We start from the raw sequence: 14,639 nt of genomic DNA, 5'->3' as shown, positions 1-14,639 counted from the left end.
TGACCACTCAAATATGGAAAGCAGTTAGTTGCGCTAAGAGATTTTTCCTAAGTGTCACTTTGCATCCTAATTGCCTTAGAGATAAAAAGATCGCTATTTCAAGAGCAGAAATTTTGAGAACAATTAACTCACAAGATTGAAGAGCAAAGGCAATTTTACAGCATTCTTTCCCTTACCTTTTACCGATAACGGAATAGGAAAACCATTGTATATATTCCATCATTTAAACTTATAACTATCCGTCCAGGCTAGCTTTTAACATTTTTTTTACAGTCCAATACATGACTTTTACTGTATGTTTGCGTCACAAGAATGGATTTTTTTAAAGAAAAACTATAATAATGAAAAATTTACGCTTATTTCTATTGTTGGCTATTCCCTTATTTTCTATTACACTCCAGGCCCAGGATGAAGTGAGTATTGAAGAATTGAAAGAACAAAAAGCGGAAATACAAAGTGAAATTAATGAAAAAACCGCTGAAGTCAATACATTAAAGAGTTCAGCCTCCGCATTACAAAAGCAGATTGATATACTGGGTGGATGGCAATTTGGCTTTGGCGGTACCGTCGGATTCGCCTTTAACAATAATAAGCGATGGGCAGCCAGTCCCAATCCCGATGCCAAATCATCCAGCCTCGGATTAAACCTTTCCGGGTATGCCAATAATATCAAAGAAAAGTCGATGTGGAGAAATTCCGGCATACTTACCAAGCAATGGCAAGATATCGATTTAGATGATAGCGAGGATGACGGGCTATTCGATAACGGTACAGTAGATTTATTAAACTTATCTTCACTTTATGGGTACAGATTTTCTCCTAAGTTTGCGGCATCTGCCATGGGTGAATTGAATACATCCTTAGGCAATTTTCTAAGTCCTGGTACCGCAGACCTGGGGGCGGGTGCCACCTGGACTCCCAATAATAACCTTGTCGTTATTGTACACCCATTAAATTACCACTTTTCTTTTTCCGGTTTTGATAATGTAGAAAACCAGGCTGCACTCGGTGCTAAACTCAGAGCCGAATACAATAAAAAATTCACCATCGTTGGAAATGAAATGTTATTTACATCGACGTTTACCTCTTTCCTTCCCTATGGAGACCAGACTATTGAAGCTATGACTCCCGAAGGAGAGGTTTTTGACGCTTCCATGTCTGAATTTTCATGGATCAACAACATTGCTTTCAATTTGTGGAAAGGGATTGGCGTTGGCGTCGGATGGGGATTGCGAAAAGCTGAATTTGAAAACCAGGATATGCAGAGTTTTTTCAGCCTGGGATTGAATTATGCGTTTTAAATAAAAAAATACTGAAGTTATTTTTAAAAGCCGGTTCCGAAAGGTTCCGGCTTTTTTATTATCTCATTTAAAAATGGGAAAAAATACTTCATAAAAAAATCTAATCAGCAGTACTTTCTAGCTGTTCTTTAATCATGGGCAGGTATTTGTCTATATTATCTGCAATTGCCCAGAAATTAATTAAAACCATCACAAGGGGTATAGCCAACCCCTCCTGATCGAGAACTAAATGGTGTATTACGATCCCTACCATTACCGGAAAAATGACAATGGCTCCTAACGCCCGAAAACGGGGTATAGATATGAGGATTCCCCCGATTATTTCTATGATGGCAACCAAAGGCATAATCCAAAGAAGTGTACTAAAAGCACCAAAAATGGCCATTGTATCTTCATCAGGCTTTGGCATTGGCATATAGTGCAAAAACTTGTTCAAGCCGGCATTAACCATCATTAGTCCGAAAAGAAGGGTTAGAATGAATAAGGTATTATTCTTCATAATTTACTTTTTGATTTTGAATTCGACAAATGTATCAATTGGAACTAACAAAAAGTTATCACTTTACTCTAGGTAAGTAGTTACATTTTTGTAACTTGTCCGATCATGAATAAAATAATATGAAACCTAAAGATTCTCAGCGGTTAGACAGCGATAAATGTATTTCCAGATTGTCAGCAGTAGAAGATGCTTTATATGTCATTGGTGGCAAGTGGAAACTCAGGATTATTATCGCGCTGATGGAGGGGCCTAAACGATTTAATGAACTCCAGAGAACGGTTAAGGGCATTTCTGCAAAAGTACTCTCCTCAGAATTAAAAATGCTGGAGATAAATGGTTTCGTTACAAGAGAGGTATATACGGGTAGCCCGGTAGCGGTAGAATACCAATTGACAGACTATAGTTCGACACTTCACAAGGTCCTTGATGAATTGGTCAAATGGGGAAATATGCACAGGGAAAAAGTAAAAGAACAATGGAAAGAAAAGGAAGCGACACCGTAAATCTAGTCTTCTACAATGTAACAAATACTATAATAACGTCAGTTCGATGGAAAAGATGAAAGCTCTGAAGTGTCTTTCCCGACATGAAATCGGCGGGAAGCGAAATATTACTAACCCTGGGTGTAGCCCAGGGTGGGAAAACAAGTAAAAATGAGGTTTCTGGCATTGATTTCCGCATAGCGATGCCTCGGCATTGCCAATATTGCAAAAATAATGACAGAAACAATTATTCGTCGAGTTCACGTATAATAGAATAATCCCTTATGAAACCATTTCAGTCAATCAAAAACAGAAACTACCAAACTTAATGGTTGTATACAGGTCCGGATATCTTATAACCCCTCCCATTTTTCGATTATCATATCAGCGATAATCTCGCATCCTTCATCGGAAGGGTGTAATCCATCGTATGTCATATAGATGGCATCTTCAGGATAGGGATATTCATCATTCTCAGGGTCAAAAGGTAAGTCAACATAATCCGGGTATATGAATTTCTTATATTGCCCTGTTTCCGGATCTTTTAATCTTTTAAAATGTACCGCCTTTTCATCCGTAATCCCGCTATTGTGATAGAGATCTACAACTGGAAAATTTTCCTTTTTCCCAATCCAAGTAACCAGATTAGCAAATTCCTCCAGGGTTTGACCGTTTTTTGCTTTATACGATCCAAAGGCATTGTTAGAATAATCATTTACATAGACGAAATCGCCTCGCTGCATGGGAGTGATCAGAATAATCTGAGCACCTTTATTCAATGACTTCAATTTGTCAACAATAATTCGGAAACTACCCGAAGAAGTGCCCGTCCCGGTGTTATTTTCATAATCTGCCATAGTACCCACCGGCTTCCCCTGCCACCAGTCATTGGTTCCCAGAAAGACAGTATATACATCGGCTTCCACCAGCCCCAGGTCTTCAATATTTTCTGCAATGCCAATAGCTGTCCAACCGTTGTGCCCCTGGTTGATATAGTCCACATTGGGATATTTTTCACAGAGCCGTGTCATATATCCCTTTTCCAGGCGATGGCCCGTCTCATCCTGGTGGTCATTCAGATAGGTAATGGAATCACCAATGGCTACCCAGGTAACTTTTTGGGGCTCGCACCCACATAAACAAGCAATAATAAAAGCCAGGAAAAGGTAGTTTTTCAATTTGGTTTCGAATTTTTCAATCATGCAAATAATTACAAGTATGTTTTGAACTATAATTACATTACCCACTATCAAAAATCCCCCGGTACCGGATGCACCCATGGCCCTCTATAATCTCTAGACAATAAAGCCGTAGCTTCCGGGTCATTTTTCACGATCTTCTTCACGGGGTCATACTCAAGCGAACGATTCAATTTCATGGACAAATTAGCCAGAATACAACTAGCAGAAGAAATATGGCCTTCTTCGATATCAGCTACAGGACGACTACCCTGATCAATAGCAGCCAAAAAATCAAGCATGTGCAAACGGGTAGCAGGTGCCGCATGTAATTCAATGTCTTTTTCCGTCAGGTCTTCCGGATATTCTTCCCGTTCGTAGACGACTTCCTGTCGAATAGGATCCCCTTCACCCCGGGGAATAAATTCATATTTCTGAACACTTCCTTTCAATGTTCCTTTATCTCCATAAATTTTGAATGCCCAGGGGTAGTCCGGATCTGCCGGATGTCCCCATGCGCGATGCTGCCATACACAATTCAGACCGTTGTATTCAAACGTAGCAGATTGGGTATCGGCAGTATTTGATTTTCCAGATTTGTCGATATAAATACCTCCGGAAGAACTAATCCTTGTCGGCCAACCCAGGTCCAGCATCCACCGAACCGTATCCAACATATGTACGCACATATCCCCCATTATTCCGTTTCCATACTCCATAAATGTTCTCCACCATCGCCTGTGAGGCAATCCATCATAAGGCCGTAACGGCGCCGGACCTGTCCACAAATTATAATCAAAGAAGTCAGGAACCTCCTGAACAGGGGGATTCCCATTAGCCCGCATATGGTAATAACAACACAATTCCACATGCCCGATTTTCCCTAATAGTCCCGTATCCACTATTTTCTTTTTGGCATCTATCAAATGAGGAGTACTTTTTCTTTGTGTTCCCACCTGTACGGTTTTTCCATATTTACGCGCTGCGGCAACCATTGCTTCACCTTCCATGACATCAACGCTGACCGGTTTTTGCACATAAACATGGGCACCCGCCTGGAGCGCTTCAATCGTTTGTAGAGCATGCCAATGGTCTGGTGTTCCGATCAGTACAATATCCAACTCCTCTTTAGCCAGCATCTTCCTGTAATCAGAATACTTTTGGGGTTTTTTACCTGACTTTTGACGTTCTGACACCAGGTTTATGGCCCCTTCTAACATATTCTCATCGACATCGCACAACGCAATAACTTCGACATCAGTCACCTGGATCAGCCGAAAAAGATCACTTTTACCGTACCAACCGGTTCCAATAAGTCCCACTCTCCAGGGTTTTTCCCTATACATCAAATCAAGTCCATAATCGCCAAATGAAGAAAGAACCAAAGAAGCGGTTGTCCCTTTCACAAACTTTCTTCTGCTTATATTAAAAATCATTTTATTCTACTTTTATAGCCCTTAAGTTAAAATAAAATTATTCAATTATTTATTCCATAACATTGTATCCTAAAAATACTACACTAGTGTTTCATAATTATTTAAGCCATAGTATACCCACTTGCCGAAAGGCCTCCCTTATATGTTTGAAAATCCAATTTTAAAACTCCTAGCTTGCCATAGGCATTCCAACGGGAGAAGCGCTGGAATAGAAAACACAATTATTTAGAACTGATCAGTCCTGGGAAATCAGGTTTTTTTATCAATGTCCTGAAAGTAGAAGTAAGCCATCTTTCTCCCGAATTGACCCGATTTTTTAAAGATTTGGAGGGTGCACAAGAGATCTATGGTGAACCTTTTACCACCAAAAGGCCAGTCTATAGCAATATTAGTGGAGGATATGGTATCTTCGGAATATACAACCAGACAGATACGCAATTATTTCTGGAGCGGTAAGTACTACTCCACCAGCGAAACGGCCTCGAAGCCTTTAACCGTCAATTCCTTTTTATTGTATTGTAACGGTGTCCTCTTCCCCCAATCAAACAATCCGCCACCGGCTTCTTCCAGGATGATCGATGCCGGGGCCACATCCCATTCTTTCATATTGGTCCGCACTCTGGGATAATAATCTGCATCTCCCGTGATCAACTTCATAAATTTCAGGCCACTACCCAGAATATACGGTTTGGGATCATCAAAACCATCTATCGCTTCCTGGGTTTTGGGGTCAAGATTTGATCTAGAACGGACAATTCTCAAACCCGAATCATTGAGATCGACAGAATGTCCCTTTAGCTTTGTTTTTTGTCCATCATATTCACGCCAGGCTCCGCCGTTCTCCCAGGCATAGTACATGTCATCATAAACCGGTGCATAAATGACACCCATCACGGGTTTGTTACCTTTTACCAGCGCCAGGTGAATAGTAAATTCATCGAGATGTTGCACAAATTCCCGCGTCCCATCCAGTGGATCAATAATCCAGAAATAATCATATTCCTTACGCTCTTCATATGGAATCCTGGCACTTTCTTCAGAAATGATTGGAATATTCACATCGATTTCCTTCAACCCCTTGATCAATATTTCATTCGAACGGAAGTCCGCAATGGTAACAGGCGAGTCATCAGACTTAGTCTCTACATCCAGGCTTTTATTCCCATTGTAAATATCGAGCAATGCAGCCCCTGCTTTTCTCACCAATTCCAATGTATCCGGAAGATAGTCTGTATATGTTTTTTCAATCATAGATGAATGTACTTTACTTTAAAGATTAAATTTAAATAGGTTCAAATGTACGCTTTTTGCCAATGAAGCTTTTCCATTTACCCGATAAATGAACAATAATTAGCTTTCGAATATTGTATTGGTTATAGCTGGCTTTATAAAATAATTATAGCATGTACAACTCAAAAATATGAAAAAGCATTATCATCCTGCAGAATCCAGGGGGCACGCCAATCACGGATGGCTGGATTCCTGGCACAGCTTTAGTTTTGCCAATTACTATAATCCCGATAAAATACAGTTCGGGGCATTGCGGGTCCTCAATGACGATACCGTCGACCCCGGGAGGGGATTCGGCCAACATCCCCACGACAATATGGAAATAATAAGTATTCCTTTAGAAGGTGTTTTATCCCATGGAGACAACCAGGGCAACAAAGGCATGATACGTAAAAATGACGTTCAGGTAATGTCGGCCGGGACAGGTATTGTCCACTCGGAAATGAATGGCAGCCAAACAGATCCCGTTAAATTCCTGCAAATCTGGGTATTCCCCAACAAAAAGGATGTAGAACCGAGATATCAACAGCTTACTCTCAATCCCAGAAATCGACAGAATAAACTCCAGCAAATCATTTCACCGGATAAAAACGAAGAAGGCGCCTGGATCCATCAGGATGCATGGTTTCACATAGGGCATTTGGAAGAAAAAATCAGCACTACTTACCAATTCCGGAAGCCTGACAACGGGGTGTACATATTCGTCATTAGCGGTAAATTCAATATTGACGGGCAAATACTCAACCCTAGAGATGCTTTATCGGTTTCCGAAATTGAATATTTTGATATAGTTCCCGAAGAAACCGGAGAAATATTAATAATGGAAGTCCCCTTAAATGGATTTCAATAAAAATCGAATATGAACGAAATCATTTTTAATAAAAAATCTTCAAGGTTTGAATGGGACCTGGATGGACAAACTGCATTCCTGAATTACCGCCCCCTGGATGATACCACCTGGGCATACACCTATGTCTTCGTTCCACCCACTTACAGAGGTCAAGGATACGCAGCCAAAATTACAACTTTCGCCATGGAGTACGCAGAGGAGAAGGGAATAAAAGTCAAACCCATTTGCCCGTATATCAAAGCTTTCACTACAAAAAATAAAGAAAAGTTTGAAAAGGTATTGTTAAAATAAAAATAGATGCTTTCCAGCCCTCCAAAGAAGATGATACCGGTATTGGTAGAGGAATAATATAAAAGTACATTAAAAGTCTAACGTAGGGGCAATTATGGATGAGTAAAACTTCCAAGTCTTAGCTCTGCTAATTTTAAGCACTATTAACTTTATCCCGCAAACGTGCGGGATTAGGCCCTTTAATATTTAACTACCCTTTAAAGCCCTTTCTCTTATGCGATCCATCACAATAAGGCTTCTTGGATGAATGACCACACCTACACAAAAACACTTTGTTTTTTAGGGTCGCCTCCGACGAATCAGATATTTCCAATTTCCCTTTTATCAAATAGGGCCCGTCCTTGATTACCTGGATAGTTGTTTTTTCTGGAATAAAATCCGGAGTTAAATTCTTTTTTTCTTCCCTATCGAAGTAAAACCCCAATGCCCCTGAAGGACAATTTCCAATTTGTGCCGTAATTTCGCCAATTTCCGCACCATCCACATCTACCCACGGCCTGGAATTGGGTTTGAATACCCTATTCAACCCTTTCCAACAAATTCCGGAATGGATGCATTTATCAGGCTCCCAGGTTATAGTAAGATTGTCCTTTTTATATTCCTTTTTCATTTATTATTTTTCAAAATCCATTCATTTAAGAATTTAAAATCTCAATATACCTTTGCTTCTATTTGTAAAATAATAATTTTGATCGAAAATTTAATAATGGGAACAAATACAGCCAAAAAATACAGCTTAAAAAACGATTCAATAGAATTTGTTTTCACCAATTTCGGAGCGCGGTGGATTGAAGCCTTTGTATCTGATAAAAGTGGTAAAAGAGAAGACATCCTTCAGGGATATGATGAATTATCGACCTACCAAAGCCATGTGAATGCTTATGGAGCGGTATGTGGTCGCGTGGCCAACCGAATAGAAGATGCAAAATTTGATCTAGAAGGGAAGACGTATTTTTTATCCGAAAATGTAAAAGGGGCTACTCTGCACGGGGGGCCTACAGGTTTTCAGGCCAGGATGTGGACTACTGAAGAATATACCGGAGACAAAGTGGTTTTTACTTATTTTTCAGAAGACGGCGAGGAAGGATATCCCGGCAATGTCCAAGTGAGGGTTTCCTACGCTCTCCAAGGTAAGCAAACCCTGAAAATGGAGTTGGAAGCCGAATCAGACTGCCCCACTCCTGTCAATCTCGCATCTCATCCTTATTTCAACCTCTCTGGTCACGATTCAGGATCAATAGGAACTCAACTCTTTCAAATTTTTGCAGAGAACATTTTCCCAATGAACGAATATTTTATTGTCAAAGGGGAAAAACAATCCGTTGCAAGCACCGAATTTGATTTGAGGAGTCCGGTTAAAATTACCGAACGGTTACACTCCGTTAACCCGCAAATTATTCTTGCCGGGGGTTTTGACCACAACTATATATTGAAAGATGAACGAAATTCAAGTCTCTTGCAAGCCGCCGAAATATGGGATGAAAACTCCGGCCGTTTTATGAAAATCCACACCACTATGCCCGGGTTACAATTCTACACCTGTAATTCCGGTAACGAAAGGCCCGGGAAAGGCGAGGCAAAGTATATAAAATGGGGGAGTTTCTGCATGGAGCCACAATATTTCCCCAATAGCCCCAATGTTCCCGATTTCCCTGACACCATCGTTCGCCCCGGGTATCCGATGAAGGAGGTAAATATATTTGAATTCGGACAACGTTCTAAGTAAACTAAAAAGAACCTTGAGGACTTTTTAATATAAAAAAATTCTTATCTAACCCTCAAGGTTCAATAAATTTTACCTTATGCAGAGATTTCTATCGAATAAGATACGATGCCTTTCCTGTATACTCCCTACCTAAAAAGTCTTTTGCCATAATTTCCACCTCGTGTTTCCCAGGATCCAGGTCATTGGGAATCCCCGCTCTCCAAATGTGAGTGGACTCTACAGGGAAAGACGGTCTTTTCCCTCCGGGTAAAGTGTAATTGTACTCCCAATCATGATGAACTTTGGAAATAACAGGATCATGCATGGGTGAATATCGCATTGGCATCCATTCTCCGCCATCTACTCTATAAAATAATGAATCTTTACTGGATCCCTGGAAAAAATTGACAATTACCTGGGCCCGGCTCCTCCTATTCTGAGGAACAACCCTGGGCAGGTGGATATGCATCTTTTCAGACCAATCCGCTCCTGAAACTTTATAATCAAACTCATAGTCATTTCCTTTAATCTTCAATACGGCGTATCCTTTGGGCGTACCGTCTCTCATCCTCGAATTCGGCGTACCATAACTATCATCAGAACCAGAATACCAATCACCAGAAGTGGTCCCTACGTTATAATGGTGATGTACGTCTTTTCCTTTCCATCCCCGGTCCTTTCCAAAAAAGTCATGCATCTGAAAGTGGGTGTGGGCTGAAAGGGAAATTGTATTTGGAAATTTCTTTAATAAATCAAAAAGTGCTTCTCGATCTTCATCCCTGAATTGATCCCCACTACCAAAATCGGTAAGAGGTATGTGCAAACTAACGACTACCAAATAGTCTTTGGGTACCAGTTTAAGATCATTTTCCAAAAATTCCAGTTGGTCTTCACGAAATCCCCCCCAATATCCACTTCCATCACGGGGATCCGGGTAATACACATCATCTATGATGATATAATGCACTTTTCCATAGTTAAACGAATAATTCGCCGGGCCAAATACAGCTTCAAAAGTTTCGTCAGCCATATTATCGGTCTCCGCATCAAAATTCATATCGTGGTTCCCGTATACATGGTACCATGGCAAGCCAACCCGGGAAACCGAATGCAAGTAGGGATAAAATAAAGTTAAATCATTCCCTACCAGATCGCCCAGACTGATACCGAATTTATAATCTTTCGTACCCACTAATTCCGATACAATGGCTGTGTTGAAGTGACTTACTTCCTCCAGCGTATAGGGTTGTGGGTCACCAAACAATATGATATCGTAATTATTATCTTCCTGTTGAGGTATTAAACCAAAATCAATTGACTCCGGTAATGGACCCGTCGGAGCTACACCGGTAAAATCCATTTTAGGAGATCCATTGGGCTTATGGATATAATAGGACTGCGGTTGTTGATATTCATTTACAGCCAGAGCATATCCGGTAGGTTTAATAACGAAAATTATATTATCATCCGATACTGGTATTTCATAAGAACCATCACTTTTGGTTTTTACAACGTCTGAGCCATTCGACACTCCTATTCCAGGTATACCTTTCTCCCCCGCATCCATTTCCTGATTATTATTGGTGTCTTCGTACACATACCCGTTTGCCGTTTGTGCATTTAAATGGCTACCCAGAAAAAATGTCGACATTACAATAAACAGTGTAAGTTCCCTACGTATTGGTCTATAAATTTTCATGTTTTTTACTTGCTTGATAGGTTTTACTAAAAACCCAAAATTAAAATAATCTTCCTCCTATAATAATAATTAGAATGATAAGTAAATATTAAATTTCCTTTTCATTCCATAAAAATAACGTTACATTATAAAATTGAATAAACAGGACTTTATTGAAATACTAAATATACTTTTAGTTTATGTCACTAAAAAATCTCTTTAAACGAAACTCGCACAATCTTTTATTTAAAGGACTTTCAGGATTTGGAAGATCAATGCACCGCATTTATGAAAACCGAAACCACAACCCCCATAGCAATGGGGAAAAAACTATAATTAAAAAAATATCTACCACTGACCCAAAAGTAATCATTGACGGGGGAGCAAATACCGGGACATATTCTAAATTACTTAATTCCTTCAATCCCGAATGTTTGATTTACAGTTTTGAACCTGTTGATACAACATATGAAAAACTAAAAGCAAACACCAACGACCTTGTGAATGTGTACCCCATTAAGAAAGGATTGTTTCATAAAAAAACCAATAAAAAAATTAATATATATGAATCTTCCACGCATGCCAGTATTTTTGATATAAGAGGTAATAATCTTCAACAGCAAAAAACAGAAAATATCAAACTGGTAAAAGGAGATCATTTTCTTGATAGGCACAGGATAGATACATTAGACTTTCTTAAGTTGGATATTGAAGGAGCTGATTTCGATGCTGTTAAAGGATTCGAAAAAAGTATTTCCGATCAAAAAATCCGCATTATTCAGTTTGAATACGGGTATATTAATATCACGACCAAAAACTTATTAATCGACTTTTATTCTTTTTTTAATAAACACGGTTATGTCGTCGGTAAAATATTCCCAAGGAAAGTTAAATTCAGACCTTATAAATACAAATATGAAGATTTTATTGGTCCTAATTTCGTCGCTGTTCATGAATCGGATCGGGAAATGATTAATCTCCTGGGAAGTAGAAACCCATAAGTAAAATTGACAGCAGTACTAAGGACCTTCTATAGGATTGCTCCCGGTCAAAATAATAAATTTGAAATCCTTAATTCCCTATTTGGTCAGGATGGGTATACTACCGATAAGGATATAAACTTTGTTCTTTCAGCTCTCTATCACCCTGAATCGACAACAATTCTTCAAGTTCAGTTTAAGAGGAAATAATTACCGCCTATTCGACAACAGAATTATCCACCCACTTACCATTAATCATAACTTTTCTGATATTGTACATTTCAGATATGGAACTGGATGGATTTCCTTCGACTAGAATCAAATCTGCCATTTTCCCCGGTTCTATACTTCCTATTCGCTCTGAAGAGCGGAAATATTTTGCATTCATACTTGTACTTGCTTTAATCGTCTCATCAGGGGACAAACCCGCTTTTACCAACAACTCCATTTCACGCTGATAGGCCCAACCCATTTCCACATACTTAGAGTGGGTATGAGACCCTGTAACTATTGTTACTCCGGCATCGTGAGCCATACCCACAAATTTCAACATATTTTCAAAAGCCTGTACATGATAATCTTCAACGCCTTGCCCTCCTGACTGACGTTCAAAGGTTGCCAACGTAGGACAAAAGAATATCTTCTTATCTGCTGCTAGTTTTATTACATCTTTTACCCGGTCAGCTTCCAAATCAATACCAGCCCAAAGCTTATATCTTCCCTCCCTCCGGTTATTGCTATTTCTTTCAACAGCCTTCCTGAATTCCTCCGCAGCGGAAGGTTCAGCAATTGCCGTACCAAATGAACTTACGTGTTCTATCCCCGATACCCCAGCTCGTATGGCATCGTCTGCATCAACCAATTCCAAATGAGCAAATACCGGGATTCCATGAAAATCCGCTGCCTGAACAATAGGTTCGTAATATTTCAACGGTAATCGGAAATAAATTTTAATGCCCGAACTTCCATTTTTTGCATATTGATGGACCATTTCACGAGCATGACCACTGTCTTTCACTAACAACGCATGATCTTTATATACGCCCGGATATCCATCAAGGTGTGAGCCTGTGAGAAACATACGGGGAACAGGGTTCTTTGCAAAATCCAACGCCTGATAAAATCGAAAGGGATGTCCGGGATCCCGCATTGAAGTCACTCCATTCCTCAAAAACTGATTGAGCACTTCATTATTGTTTACCGAATGGAAATGGGCATCAACCAGACCGGGTAAGAGTGTCTGACCTTCGGCATTAACTACTTTAGCATTTTCCGGTATTTCAATATCCCCCACAACACCTACAGTTTTTATTCGGTTTCCTTCCAAAATAACCACAGAATTCTCTATTGGTTCTCCACCCAAGCCGTCAATCAACCTGGCGCCGACGATAGCTTGTACAACACCTCCTCCGGGGCTTCCGGGAGGATTAACTTCTGTCAAAGAATTATTACTTATTGTATTTTGCGAGTAAGTCAAAGCAGGAATTACTAGAAAAAATACTATAATTTGAAAAGTAGTAAATAAAATTTTCTTAGAAGTTTCGGTGATAATTTTCATGTCATAATAATTTTACTCTTCAAATAACTCCAAAGCAGCAGAAGTCATAGCTTTTACTCCTGTTTTCAAGGTAGGTTCAGGTAATGGCGCAAAAAACGGCGAGTGCAATGAAGGAAGATCCCTGCCGTCCATCTTTTCAGGATCTACTGCCCCCAACCAAAACAAACAAATCGGGACCTTATGATCCTGTAAGCCAAACCGGCTAAAATCCTCTCCGAATGTATAAGCGGGTGTTTCTACCACATTTTCTTCACCCAATACATTCTTAAATACCCCAACCAGTCTTTCCGTGAGTGCTTTGTCATTAATCGTAGTGGGTGTATAAGGGTCACGGATTTTAATATCAGGATATTGTTCCTCTTTCAAACCCGCGGCCTTTGCCAGGCTATTGCATTTTCTTTCCAGCGCACTGATAATCTTATTTCGTACTTCTGTAGAATACGATCGAATGGTTAATTGCAATTTCACTTCATCAGGAATGACATTGTGGACTTTTCCGCCATGGATAGATCCTACTGTTACTACGGCGGGATCAAATGGATTATTTTCCCGACTGACAATGGTCTGGAAAGATTCTATCAACTGTGCACTTAATACGATAGGGTCAATTGTTGTATGAGGAGCCGCACCATGTCCCCCCTGACCGTGTACGGTAATATCTATCATATCTACACTCGCCAAAACCGGTCCGCTTTTATACCCTACTTTTCCCGCTTCGTGATACGAACTTGTATGTAGGGCCAAGGCATAATCCGGTTTAGGTACTTTGTCATATAGCTTGTTTTTAAACAACAAGTCAGCCCCCAAACCCGCTTCTTCGGCAGCTTGGGCTACCATTACCAATGTTCCGCTCCACTCGTCTTTATATCTTACCAATGTACGCGCTACCCCGGTAAAAACCGTCATATGTACATCGTGGCCACAAGCATGCATAATGGCCGTAGAATCTCCTTCCGCATTCACCCCTCTTGCTTCACTTGCATAGGGAAGTCCGGTTTGTTCCCTGACCGGTAATGCATCCATATCTGCACGGATTAATACAACCGGCCCCTCACCATTTCTGAAAATTCCTGCCCGGTTGGTGGCCCCCAGGTCAGTAATAATTTCAAATCCAAGGTCCCGGAGATTTTGGGTCATCAATGTTGAAGTCTCCTCCTCCTGCATTGACAATTCGGGATTCTGGTGGAAATGGATATATAATTCCTCTAACGAAGGATAAATCTCATCCAAATAATCATCCGAAACTTCAAACTTTTGGGCCCACAATACTAGTGGGAGACAAAAGGCAATAAGCGCAAACCTCCACTTTTGTATATAATTCATACCTCAATAATTTTGTTAAATATAATGAAATTAAACCGTGTCAAGATTAAAAAGAAATTACAACCTAT

At 40.0% G+C, this 14,639-nt stretch carries 14 protein-coding genes; 6 read left to right on the top strand and 8 right to left on the bottom strand.

Translation table 11 applies throughout. The annotated features are described in order from the left end of the window. Positions 1-341 precede the first annotated feature (341 nt). Positions 342-1,301 carry a DUF3078 domain-containing protein gene (locus LVD47_RS03335; protein ID WP_236974123.1) on the top strand — a complete coding sequence of 320 codons (960 nt, stop codon included), beginning with the start codon at positions 342-344 and terminating at the stop codon, positions 1,299-1,301. Between the two features lie 100 nt (positions 1,302-1,401). Here the strand turns inward: LVD47_RS03335 and LVD47_RS03330 are convergent, their stop codons facing one another. After that, positions 1,402-1,800 carry a DoxX family protein gene (locus LVD47_RS03330; RefSeq protein WP_236974122.1) on the bottom strand — a complete coding sequence of 133 codons (399 nt, stop codon included), beginning with the start codon at positions 1,798-1,800 and terminating at the stop codon, positions 1,402-1,404. A 119-nt stretch (positions 1,801-1,919) separates the two neighbouring features. Here LVD47_RS03330 and LVD47_RS03325 point away from each other — a divergent pair, with 119 nt between their 5' ends. After that, positions 1,920-2,303 (top strand): winged helix-turn-helix transcriptional regulator, encoded by a 384-nt coding sequence (locus tag LVD47_RS03325; protein WP_236974121.1) that lies wholly within the window; start codon positions 1,920-1,922, stop codon positions 2,301-2,303. Between the two features lie 332 nt (positions 2,304-2,635). Here LVD47_RS03325 and LVD47_RS03320 read toward each other — a convergent pair whose 3' ends face one another. The 3 genes from LVD47_RS03320 to LVD47_RS03310 all read right to left on the bottom strand — a co-directional run bounded on the left by LVD47_RS03320 (position 2,636) and on the right by LVD47_RS03310 (position 6,147). Beyond that, positions 2,636-3,460, bottom strand: coding sequence for an SGNH/GDSL hydrolase family protein (locus tag LVD47_RS03320; RefSeq protein WP_439651982.1), 825 nt, complete (start codon positions 3,458-3,460; stop codon positions 2,636-2,638). Between the two features lie 71 nt (positions 3,461-3,531). Beyond that, the gene (locus LVD47_RS03315; protein WP_236974119.1) at positions 3,532-4,896 is read right to left on the bottom strand and encodes a Gfo/Idh/MocA family protein; all 1,365 of its coding nucleotides are present in this window, start codon (positions 4,894-4,896) and stop codon (positions 3,532-3,534) included. Between the two features lie 459 nt (positions 4,897-5,355). Beyond that, positions 5,356-6,147: a 3'(2'),5'-bisphosphate nucleotidase CysQ family protein gene (locus tag LVD47_RS03310; protein ID WP_236974118.1), complete on the bottom strand. Its 792-nt coding sequence runs from the start codon at positions 6,145-6,147 to the stop codon at positions 5,356-5,358. A gap of 169 nt (positions 6,148-6,316) precedes the next feature. Between LVD47_RS03310 and LVD47_RS03305 the strand changes: the two genes are divergently transcribed. Together LVD47_RS03305 and LVD47_RS03300 are read left to right on the top strand one after the other, a co-directional pair. After that, the gene (locus tag LVD47_RS03305; protein WP_236974117.1) at positions 6,317-7,036 is read left to right on the top strand and encodes a pirin family protein; all 720 of its coding nucleotides are present in this window, start codon (positions 6,317-6,319) and stop codon (positions 7,034-7,036) included. A gap of 9 nt (positions 7,037-7,045) precedes the next feature. Next, on the top strand, positions 7,046-7,327 hold the full coding sequence (locus LVD47_RS03300) for a GNAT family N-acetyltransferase (RefSeq protein WP_236974116.1): 282 nt from the start codon (positions 7,046-7,048) through the stop codon (positions 7,325-7,327). Between the two features lie 190 nt (positions 7,328-7,517). Here LVD47_RS03300 and LVD47_RS03295 read toward each other — a convergent pair whose 3' ends face one another. Further along, entirely contained in the window at positions 7,518-7,937 is a 420-nt protein-coding gene (locus tag LVD47_RS03295; protein ID WP_236974115.1) for a (4Fe-4S)-binding protein, read from the bottom strand. Positions 7,938-8,033: 96 nt separating this feature from the next. Here LVD47_RS03295 and LVD47_RS03290 point away from each other — a divergent pair, with 96 nt between their 5' ends. Beyond that, positions 8,034-9,053 carry an aldose epimerase family protein gene (locus tag LVD47_RS03290; RefSeq protein ID WP_236974114.1) on the top strand — a complete coding sequence of 340 codons (1,020 nt, stop codon included), beginning with the start codon at positions 8,034-8,036 and terminating at the stop codon, positions 9,051-9,053. An 88-nt stretch (positions 9,054-9,141) separates the two neighbouring features. Here the strand turns inward: LVD47_RS03290 and LVD47_RS03285 are convergent, their stop codons facing one another. After that, positions 9,142-10,731, bottom strand: a complete 1,590-nt coding sequence (locus tag LVD47_RS03285) for a calcineurin-like phosphoesterase C-terminal domain-containing protein (RefSeq protein WP_236974113.1) — start codon at positions 10,729-10,731, stop codon at positions 9,142-9,144. A 179-nt stretch (positions 10,732-10,910) separates the two neighbouring features. On the opposite strand from LVD47_RS03285, the gene LVD47_RS03280 reads away from it, so the two are divergent. Next, the gene (locus LVD47_RS03280) at positions 10,911-11,711 is read left to right on the top strand and encodes an FkbM family methyltransferase (RefSeq protein WP_236974112.1); all 801 of its coding nucleotides are present in this window, start codon (positions 10,911-10,913) and stop codon (positions 11,709-11,711) included. Between the two features lie 196 nt (positions 11,712-11,907). Here the strand turns inward: LVD47_RS03280 and LVD47_RS03275 are convergent, their stop codons facing one another. Both LVD47_RS03275 and LVD47_RS03270 read right to left on the bottom strand, forming a co-directional pair. Next, positions 11,908-13,248 carry an amidohydrolase family protein gene (locus tag LVD47_RS03275; RefSeq protein ID WP_236974111.1) on the bottom strand — a complete coding sequence of 447 codons (1,341 nt, stop codon included), beginning with the start codon at positions 13,246-13,248 and terminating at the stop codon, positions 11,908-11,910. Positions 13,249-13,260: 12 nt separating this feature from the next. After that, on the bottom strand, positions 13,261-14,571 hold the full coding sequence (locus tag LVD47_RS03270; RefSeq protein WP_236974110.1) for an amidohydrolase: 1,311 nt from the start codon (positions 14,569-14,571) through the stop codon (positions 13,261-13,263). Positions 14,572-14,639: the final 68 nt, after the last annotated feature.

The sequence above is a fragment of the Membranihabitans maritimus genome, from assembly GCF_021729145.1.
Lineage (GTDB): Bacteria > Bacteroidota > Bacteroidia > Chitinophagales > Saprospiraceae > Membranihabitans > Membranihabitans maritimus.
This window is presented reverse-complemented; position numbering and strand designations above follow the sequence as displayed.